The 9,185-nt window shown below is 47.6% G+C and carries 8 protein-coding genes; 3 read left to right on the forward strand and 5 right to left on the reverse strand.

Annotation, left to right across the window (positions count from 1 at the left end):
• Nucleotides 1–186: 186 nt before the first annotated feature.
• The 3 genes from xerA to ABGY95_RS04270 form a co-directional block, all read right to left on the reverse strand.
• On the reverse strand, nucleotides 187–1,089 hold the full coding sequence (xerA, locus tag ABGY95_RS04260) for a site-specific tyrosine recombinase/integron integrase (protein ID WP_347440460.1): 903 nt from the start codon (nucleotides 1,087–1,089) through the stop codon (nucleotides 187–189).
• Nucleotides 1,090–1,103: 14 nt separating this feature from the next.
• Complete coding sequence (locus ABGY95_RS04265; protein WP_347440461.1) at nucleotides 1,104–1,532, reverse strand: transcriptional repressor; 429 nt, start codon at nucleotides 1,530–1,532, stop codon at nucleotides 1,104–1,106.
• Nucleotides 1,533–1,885: 353 nt separating this feature from the next.
• The gene (locus tag ABGY95_RS04270) at nucleotides 1,886–2,122 is read right to left on the reverse strand and encodes a hypothetical protein (protein ID WP_347440462.1); all 237 of its coding nucleotides are present in this window, start codon (nucleotides 2,120–2,122) and stop codon (nucleotides 1,886–1,888) included.
• Nucleotides 2,123–2,755: 633 nt separating this feature from the next.
• Between ABGY95_RS04270 and ABGY95_RS04275 the strand changes: the two genes are divergently transcribed.
• On the forward strand, nucleotides 2,756–4,555 hold the full coding sequence (locus tag ABGY95_RS04275) for a DUF389 domain-containing protein (protein WP_347440463.1): 1,800 nt from the start codon (nucleotides 2,756–2,758) through the stop codon (nucleotides 4,553–4,555).
• Here ABGY95_RS04275 and ABGY95_RS04280 read toward each other — a convergent pair.
• Together ABGY95_RS04280 and ABGY95_RS04285 are read right to left on the reverse strand one after the other, a co-directional pair.
• Nucleotides 4,552–5,115, reverse strand: a complete 564-nt coding sequence (locus tag ABGY95_RS04280; RefSeq protein WP_347440464.1) for a hypothetical protein — start codon at nucleotides 5,113–5,115, stop codon at nucleotides 4,552–4,554. The genes ABGY95_RS04275 and ABGY95_RS04280 overlap by 4 nt on opposite strands.
• Before the next feature lie 45 nt (nucleotides 5,116–5,160).
• Nucleotides 5,161–6,447: a glutamate-5-semialdehyde dehydrogenase gene (locus tag ABGY95_RS04285; RefSeq protein WP_347440468.1), complete on the reverse strand. Its 1,287-nt coding sequence runs from the start codon at nucleotides 6,445–6,447 to the stop codon at nucleotides 5,161–5,163.
• Nucleotides 6,448–6,539: 92 nt separating this feature from the next.
• Between ABGY95_RS04285 and ABGY95_RS04290 the strand changes: the two genes are divergently transcribed.
• Together ABGY95_RS04290 and ABGY95_RS04295 are read left to right on the forward strand one after the other, a co-directional pair.
• Nucleotides 6,540–7,580, forward strand: a complete 1,041-nt coding sequence (locus ABGY95_RS04290; protein ID WP_347440465.1) for a phosphatase domain-containing protein — start codon at nucleotides 6,540–6,542, stop codon at nucleotides 7,578–7,580.
• 23 nt (nucleotides 7,581–7,603) lie between these two features.
• Nucleotides 7,604–9,016, forward strand: coding sequence for an NAD(P)/FAD-dependent oxidoreductase (locus ABGY95_RS04295; protein WP_347440466.1), 1,413 nt, complete (start codon nucleotides 7,604–7,606; stop codon nucleotides 9,014–9,016).
• The last annotated feature ends 169 nt before the right edge of the window (nucleotides 9,017–9,185 follow it).

A 9,185-nucleotide genomic window follows, 5' to 3' on the forward strand; every position in this document is an offset into this window, starting at 1 on the left:
AGATCCACTGGCCAACGGGAAAATGAGTGCTGAGGGAATCGCCGCTAGAGATCTCATCCTCTATCAATATTGCAAGAAGCATAAGATCCCTTACGTGATGACTCTAGCAGGTGGCTACAGTAAGGGGGCTTGGAAAGCTCAAATGAACAGCATCAAAGGGCTGATGAATGCTGAGTAGTGAGAAGACTACTTAGCCCGTGGGTGGGCGCTTTTGTAGGACTCCTTCATGCGCTTCGTGCTAACATGAGTGTAGATCTGAGTCGTCGAGAGCGATGCATGACCCAGCAGTTCCTGGACTGACCTTAGATCCGCACCATTGTCCAATAGATGCGTGGCGAAAGAATGGCGCAATTTGTGAGGGGTTATGTGAAAGGGGATACTAGTCATGCGAAGGTATTTCTTCAGCATGGTGCCAATCGAGGTGGTCGAGATCCCTTTCCGGCTCTTATTGATGAAGAGCGGCCCTTCATTGACACGCGCTGAGATACGGTAGTTTTGCACGGCTGTGAGAGCGTAACTCCCAATGGGCACAATCCGTTCTTTAGATCCCTTGCCTAGAATTTTCGCAACCCCTTGGCTATGATCAATATCACTGACCTGAAGTTCAGCTAGTTCGGATAGGCGGAGGCCCGTTGAATAAAAAAGCTCTAGAATTGCTGTGTCGCGCAGAGGCAGCCATTCAGGCGCCTGCTTTGACAGTTCCGCATTCAATGGTGCTTCTAAGAGCTCTACTACCTGAGTTTGGTTTAGGATAGTGGGTAGCTTCCTCTCCTGCTTTGGCATCTGAAGATCCACTAATGGGGACTTCGCTAATCCGTGACGATGGATAAGGTATTTATAAAATGAACGCAGTGCTGAAAATCGCAAACGAATGGTCGAACGCGCCATTTCTAACTGCATGCAATGGTAGAGGTAATCACGAAAATCTTCCTCCGTACACGCCTTCCAACCTGGGAAACTACTTTTCTCCATGTGGGTTTGAAATGCTGCTAGTGCCTGCGAGTAGTTTCGTAGAGTTCTCTCGGATGCCGACTTCTCAACTCGCTGGAAACTGATAAACCCATCGCTTAGTTGATCGTCAGTGTTCATACCGCTGAGTTTTGCTACTTGCTACAATCGGGACAAACGCCAAAGAACTCGAGCTCGTGGTACAGTCCGGTGAAGCCAGTGGATGCTGCAATTTCACGTTCAAGCGCATGGACTGGGCACGGAGCCTTGATCGGTTCGATCTTACCACACTCAGAACAAATGAGAAAATCTTGATGGCGGCCTTCCAGCAAAAGCGTGAAGTACGCAGCCCGTTCATGTAGACCAAGTCTTCGCACCACTCCTTTATCCGTGAGTCGCTGTAGAAGTCGGAATACAGTAGCTCTATCACACTGAGTGTTCAGGTTCTTATGCTCCGAAAGCTCAGCTAATGTCATCGGCCTAGGGGAGGCTAGTAATGTGTCGAGAAGTAGCTCAAGCGCCTTGGTGCGGCGGAGCCCAGATTCTCGACACTGATTAATGAGGCTGGCGGTAGTGTGTGGCATTGATATCAATGTGTAATGCTAGACTATTTTATGCAAGCCTTGTCAGACGGTTTAGTACTCCACGGAGGATTCATTTTTTATACATACAGCACAGGATCAGATACGTTATTGCTAAAGAGGTACAAGAAAGCGGCTCCATGAACTTGACAGCTCGCATTTACTAACTTATGGTTCAAGATGTTGTGATTGCATGCTCTTTACTTTCTTTCGGAAGTTAACATCTACTCGGTGGTCATTAGACGCCTCAATGTAGCTAGTGAAAAGGTCATGTATGAGCTGATCTTCGTAGGAGAGTTACCCGCAACCTTTGGGTCGTACTTAGGAGAGACACTTAGGGGTTGATGAGCTTCCCATCACCTGTTTCGATCGCGTAGTTCTTCATAGAGCTTACAGAGCTCCTTGAGGATTTGGAATGCTCTTTCCTTAAGGTAAGTTTTATCCTTGGTGTAGGCGTAGTGATCCCAAATATTCTGAGCAAGCCATGCTGCATCGCCAATGACCCAGAGGTAGCTTGATCCTCCGAAGATACCATTCTCTGAGCGAGTCGCCCAACCGTGGAATAGTATTGCCGCAGCATTTATTCGTGGCATCGATTCGTGCACTCTACACGGGAAATTGGTATTCAGAAAACGGCTCGACACTCTCGGAGAGGGTTGTCTGGTCAGCCATCCAGCAGTTCATCTGAGTGGTAGTCAGAGCGCCAAGGTTGATTGATGCTTTCGTTTAGCGTAAATTGTACTAGATGCCTTAGCTATCTGGTTACTGATAGGCTTATGTGGGTTCTTCACCAGTCCAGTCTTTATCACGCTGATTGATATATTTGTGCCAGTAGCAACGATCACAGTGAGATTATCGCACACCTTGAACGCGATTTTCCTTTATGAAATTGCGCCTTTTCTCCTTCGTGCGGAACTTTGACTTGGGTTGTGTAGTCGAGCGCGATCTTGTTAGTTGGTTTATTGTGGCGATGAGAGTCTGGGTATTTGAATCCGACTAAATCGCCAGACGCGAGAAGGCTCTGATCCTTTCCCTTAACCTCAGCACTCTGTCTATCGATGATCTCTAAAACACCTGTGTGAGAGCTTTTTTTGTCTGTATCAAAACGAAAAACCATCACGCCTGCTAAATCCGTCTAGAGGGTCCACTACCTAAGTGGGTGGATAACTCTAGCGCATCAAAAGTAATTTTCTTGGATTGGGGAAGTGAGTGGGTAATTTGTGCGCGTGAATATTTTGTTGGTTGTTAGGGACCGTGAGTCCTCCGCTGCACTGGTGCAATGGTCATTAAGGTTAACTGGGGGAAAGGCCTCCAAACTATCCGTACTTCGTGTGAAAGACGGGCCATCTATTGGTGAGACCGTTTGGGGTGTGGAAACTCAAGATGACTGGTGGAATGGAATTCAAGAGGTCGTAGACTCTCAGAGTTTTGTTGCTATTGAGTTGGGTGAGGTGGAGACGGCTAATATACGCAAATCTGTCATGACTCAACTAGCTCAGACAAAAGCTAGCTTATTGGTCTTACAAGACAGGATGAGCCACCCAGATTATTATAGAAGTGCTATTCAAGGACTGGTGGATTCAGTGTATAGCGCAATCATGATTCTCCGCATTGGGGAAGGAGACTCAGGTAAAGGCAAGGTGCTTTTGCCTTGTGCGGGCGGGCCCAATTCTCGACGAGGCTTAAAGTTAGCAGCCGAAGCATTTGGGAAAGAGGTGACAGCCTTTTTCGTGCAACCAGATACTGATGATGTGGCAATAGAAGTGGGTGAGCGCAGACTTGATCGCTTTCTTCGTCGATCAGGAGTAAAACCTGAGGCAATTTCGAAGCAAGTCAGCCTAAACGACTCGGTGTATTCTGCTATCCGTGAGGAAGTGAGTGGGGGGAGCTACGGCATGATGCTTATTGGAGCCTCTGGTGTCAGCTCAGTGAGAAGAAAACTCTTCGGTACGGTACCCGATAAATTGCTCCGAGGAACGGAAGGGATGAGCGTGGCGGTGATTCGCGGTGAGAAGCCTATTGGGCACCGCTTACGGAATCGACTTGAGCGCAGTCTCCAGCTTTCAGTGCCACAGCTTAACCGTGATGAACGTGTGGCCCTTTTTGCTGACATTGAAGATAAAAGCCGTTGGTCGTTTGATTTTGGTTCCCTAATGCTACTGGCAACAGCAATCGCAGCTTTGGGCCTTATTGCCGATAGTGGGGCGGTGGTTATTGGCGCGATGCTTGTTGCTCCATTGATGACGCCCTTGCTTGGTGGAGGCCTGTCTGTCGTGCAGGGAAATTGGCCGCTATGGAAACGCTGCCAAAAAGCTGTGGGTCTTGGTTTTGTTTCAGCTTTGGTGGTGGGGTACCTGTTGGGCACTATTGCTAAAATTTGCGGTTACGGGCTCACCGATGAACTCATCGCTCGCGGTGCTCCTAGCGTATTGGATCTGGGTATTGCTTTTATCTCAGGCGTTGCTGCCAGCTACTGTTTGGCTAGGCCAAAACTGAGTGGAGCTCTGGCTGGTGTGGCTATTGCGGCCGCCTTAGTGCCACCGATCGCTACGACAGGAATTTGTTTGGCCTTTGGTAAATACCAGGTTGCTCAAGGGGCTGCTGTTTTATTTGGAACTAACGTCGTGGCTATCGTGTTAGGATCCGCAATGAACTTCTTCATGGCAGGAATCCGAGGGAAGGGAGGCCAATCAACAGTCTGGGCAAAACGCACAATGATTGTGTTCACTCTAGTTATGTTCGGGCTGATGGTTCCATTGTCATCAGTGATCGTGAAGCAACTCGCTGGTGGTGATGACATCACAGAAGTTTTTGTTAAAGTAGCCGCCACTGATGGACTCATTGTGAGCTCGGTGAAAAAAATGCCTTATAAAGCTGGGGTGCAGGTGGTTGAAATCACCATCGACAGCTCTCAAGCAGTCAGTGCCGAAATGGTAGAACTGCTTCAGAGTGCCGCGAATACACACTCGAAACGAAAACTGAAGGTTCGCGTGATCACTCGCTTAATGCGAGAGAGTACTGACTAACCTTTAGTGACACGTGTGACTTTACCTTTTTTGATGGCAAAGTTAAAGCGTTCTGGACGGATATCCATGGTGCTTGGCTGTGGTTCACCATCTATCTCGACAACTCGGGATGGGATCTTGTTTTCCTTAGCGAGTGCATGAGCCTCTTTTACGCTTAGACCGATGAATGACTTCTCAGTGAGCATCTTTTTGGCAGTGTACACTGTAGTCGAGTCCATTAGCAGTGTGTCCATTTCCTTGCGCGTGACCGCCTTGTAGCCATCGCTGTAGTTCCATTTTTGGCCAATCACATAGACATCACGTGGCAGCTGAGCAAACTTGCTTGGAATCAGAACGGAGTCAGTAGCTTTTGACAACATCGCCGCTGACATGCCTTCCTTTTGCAGCGCATTGCATACCACCAGCAATTTGTTCCCTTTTTTGTGAATACTAGTAATGTTGAGTGACCAAGCAGGACTTGGCACATCAATAGAAACTGTCACCGGATTGATTTTTGGAGTTTCAGCGGCATGCGCGAGGGGACTTAGAACAACAACACAACAACAGAAAATAGTCTTCATAAATGAAAGAGCGTAGCCTAGTTGCATATTTGTGCAAATTCACAACTAAAGAGTACTTTGCCGTGCACTGTCCTTAATCTGGCCTGTACCTGAGATTCTGTATTGATAACTGCAGAGCTCATTGAGACCCATTGGTCCGCGAGCGTGGAGCTTGTCCGTACTGATGCCTATTTCAGCTCCAAAGCCAAACTCTTCACCATCCGCGAATCGTGTGGATACATTATGAAATAGGCACGCACTATCGATTTCAGATTGGAAACGCGCCGCAGCGTTAGCATCAGTGGTGATGATGACTTCACTGTGTTGCGAGCTGTATTGGTTGATGTGCGACACTGCCTCATCTAGGTTAGCCACAACCTTAACAGAAATGGTAAGGTCTAGATATTCGGTGCTCCAGTCCTCTTCGCTTGCTGCCTTTATATTTGGAAGAATGGAACACGTGGCCTCATCGCCACGGATTTCAACACCGCGAACCTGAAGTCGTTGAGCGAGTCTTGGAAGAAAGGATGCAGCCACATCTTCATGAACAAGAACCGTCTCCAATGCATTGCAGACAGATGGCTTTTGGGTTTTACCGTCATCGATTATCGCTATTGCGAGATCTTGATCAGCAGCCCTGTCTACAAAGGCATGGCAGATTCCATCATAGTGCTTAATGACGGGCATTCTGGCGAGACTCACAACGGTCTCGATGAGACCTTTTCCTCCGCGAGGAATAATCAAGTCGAGGTATTTATCCATGCCTGCTAAAACTTTGACACTCTCGCGGTCCGTGAAGGGGATGAGCTGAACTGCACCTTCTGGGAGGCCGGCTTTTTCTCCACCTAATTGTAGAGCTTCAGCGATTGCTTTATTTGAGTGGATCGCCTCGGAGCCACCACGGAGGATAGTAGCATTGCCAGATTTTAGACAAAGCACAGCGGCGTCTGAGGTGACATTGGGGCGACTCTCAAAAATGATCCCTATCACTCCGATAGGCACTCTAACTTTTTCAATACTGATGCCGTTAGGTCGAGTCACAGTGTCCAAGGATTCTCCGACTGGATCAGGGAGGTCAGCCACTTGATCGACACCTGCAGCAATGGATTCAATACGCGCGGCATCGAGTCTCAATCGGTCAAGTAAAGCTCCGCTGAGCCCCTTTGATGCACCAGCTTCGATATCTTTAATGTTGGCATCAAGGATAGTGGTGGAGGAATCTCGCAAGCCTTGGGCCATGGCGCGCAGGATGGCAGACTTCTTTTTAGGGCTCAATAGAGAGAGTGCGTGTGCTGCGTTGCGTGCTTTTTGACCCATTGCATAAATGGATGCGTGAATTTCCTCTGATGTCATGACTTTGGCATAGTGGAAAAACGCCATTTTGCCTAGCCTGTTATGTTGCCAGCTTGTCATCGTACGACAGTGTGCTAAACATTATATTATCGATGAGACGGCTGATGATATGGTTACGTCACGGAGCACTGGTGCTTGAGTGGCTTCTCGGGGTAATCTGGTACTTAGTGACGTTCTGGATCCCACGAAAAAAGGCGCACCCAGTGGCTGATGTGTACAACGCATTGCACCATCCGAAGGGGATTTACCTATTTGGGCGCGTTATGGCACTGCGTGTGATGACGGCTCCGAAAGCGGAAGATGGCAAGTGGGAGAACTTTAAGAGGATGGCTAGTAATTGGTTCACTCTGGATTTCCCTAATGCTAGAGTTGAGGTGAAAATTGGTGATAGAGTGATTACCATTAGATCTAACAAGGAAGGCTATTTCGAGCTCCACGATACCTGTGATGAAAACATCACAAGCGTGATGGTAAGTTTGCCAAATCATGGCTACTCAGCAGAAGTCGACTTGATAGGGAGTCGGGATTACAAAGACATGGTAATTATTAGCGACGTTGATGACACTCTAATGGAGACGGGATCGGTCTCCATGGGGAAAATGCTAGAGACCACTTTATTTGGAAATTCACTCACGCGTGAGCTGGTTCCAGGAGTGGGCGGCTTAGTCAGTCAACTTAACTGCAATGGGGCACACCCAGTCTTCTACGTGACAAGCTCACCGTGGAATTTGGCAAACTTTTTGAAGCGAGTTTTCCAACGAGCCAAGCTGCCAGACGGTGGATTATTCATGACCAACTGGGGCCTCACACCTGAGCAATGGCTTACTCCTAGCCATGACCAACACAAGCGTCAAGCTATTGATGAGGTCGCCTCTTGGTATCCAGATGCTAAGTTCATCCTCATTGGTGATGACAGTCAACGCGACCCAGAGATTTACGCTGCAGCTTTGGAGGCCTATGGATCAGACTTCGTGTTGGCCATCTTAATTAGAAGCGTGTCAGGGGCTTTGCGAGCAAACGAGGTCAGATCTAAGTATGAATCAGTGAATGACGAATACGGAGATTTCACGGCCAATATAGCCAAGGACGCGAGTGAGATGCGTATAATTTTACAAACAAAAGGAGTGCTCTAGAATCCAACTGAGGAAACAACATTATGACAACGAATATAGAATTTGATATGGCCGTCATTGGTGGCGGAAGTGGTGGCTATGCAGCTGCTAGAACTGCTGCCGCGGCTGGCAAGAAGGTTGCAGTGATAGATGGCGCAGATGAACTCGGCGGTCTTTGCATTCTAAGTGGGTGTATGCCGAGTAAGGCTCTTATAGAGTCTGCGAACCGTAACCTTGTCGTCAGAGAAGCTTCGGAGTACGGCATCAATGTGACATCGAGCAAAGTAAACCAAGAGTCCGTCATTGAGCGGAAGCGTGCTCTAATTAAGGACTTCTCCGATTATAGGTCTGAGCAACTGCAGGATGGTCGATTTGAACTCATTCGAGGTCACGCAGCATTCTCTGATCCCAACACTCTAGAAGTGCAATTAAGGGATGGCGGCTCAACTACTGTTAAAGCTAAAACGTTTATCTTAGCAACAGGCTCGAGTGTTTTTGTACCTGAGATACCAGGCTTACATGAACATGGTTATCTGACCTCCGATGACGTTTTAGATATGGTTGACACTCCTGACTCACTAGTGGTGTTAGGCGGTGGTGCTATAGCCTTGGAAATGGCTCATTATTTCGAGGCAATTGATAAAGAAGTGACCGTGATTCAACGCAGTGCCCACCTACTCACAGGTATGGACGTAGATCTAGCTGACGAGTTAGAGGCGGCGCTCACATCACGAACTATGATGATCGAGTGTGATACACAGTTACTGCGCGTTGAAAAAACATCCGATGGTAAAAAACGTGTTATCTACGCAAAAAATGGCGTCGAAAAATTTGTTGATGCCGACGCAATACTTGCAGCAACCGGTCGCAAACCAAACACCGCACACCTAGCTGCGGAGCTTGCTGGTATTGAGCTCAACTCTAAAGGGGGGGTCGTTGTAGGGTTAAATATGCAAACCACTATGTCACATATATTTTCTTGTGGTGACGTCTGCAGTCCTTATGAGATTGTCCACATCGCAATTGAGCAAGGGGAGTTAGCTGCTGAGAATGCTATCAAATTTATGGAGGGGAAGAGTGATTTTGGCAAAATGAACTATAGACTCAAGCTCTACGGAATTTTTACCGAGCCTCAAATTGCAGCCGTAGGCTTGACTGAGATCGATGCCAAAGCTGAAGCTCGTCCAGTAATCGTAGAAACGCATCCATTTAATGATCACGGTAAATCAATGATCCACGGCTCTAAACATGGATTTGTTAAATTAATTTGCGACGCTAAAACTAAAGAGATTCTAGGTGGTGCGGTAGTCGGTCCGGAGGCTGCGGAACTCATTCATGAAGTTGTTGTTGCCATGGCATTCCATTCCACAGCGGGACAGTTCGCAAAAATCCCACACTACCACCCGACTCTTAGTGAGATTTGGACCTATCCAGCTGAAGAAATTGACGAATCATGATTGAATCAAAAATAGTTAAAGTTAATAGATTACAAAAAAAGCGCGACGAGTAATTCGACGCGCTTTTGATATTTATTATGCTTAATTGAAGCCGTTAGGTTACATGTTTGGGAGCTCAATGAAGCCTTCTAGCTTGCGTATACGTGTAGGGTGTCGCATTTTACGAAGC

The organism is Rubritalea sp. (genome assembly GCF_039830215.1).
GTDB lineage: Bacteria > Verrucomicrobiota > Verrucomicrobiia > Verrucomicrobiales > Akkermansiaceae > Rubritalea.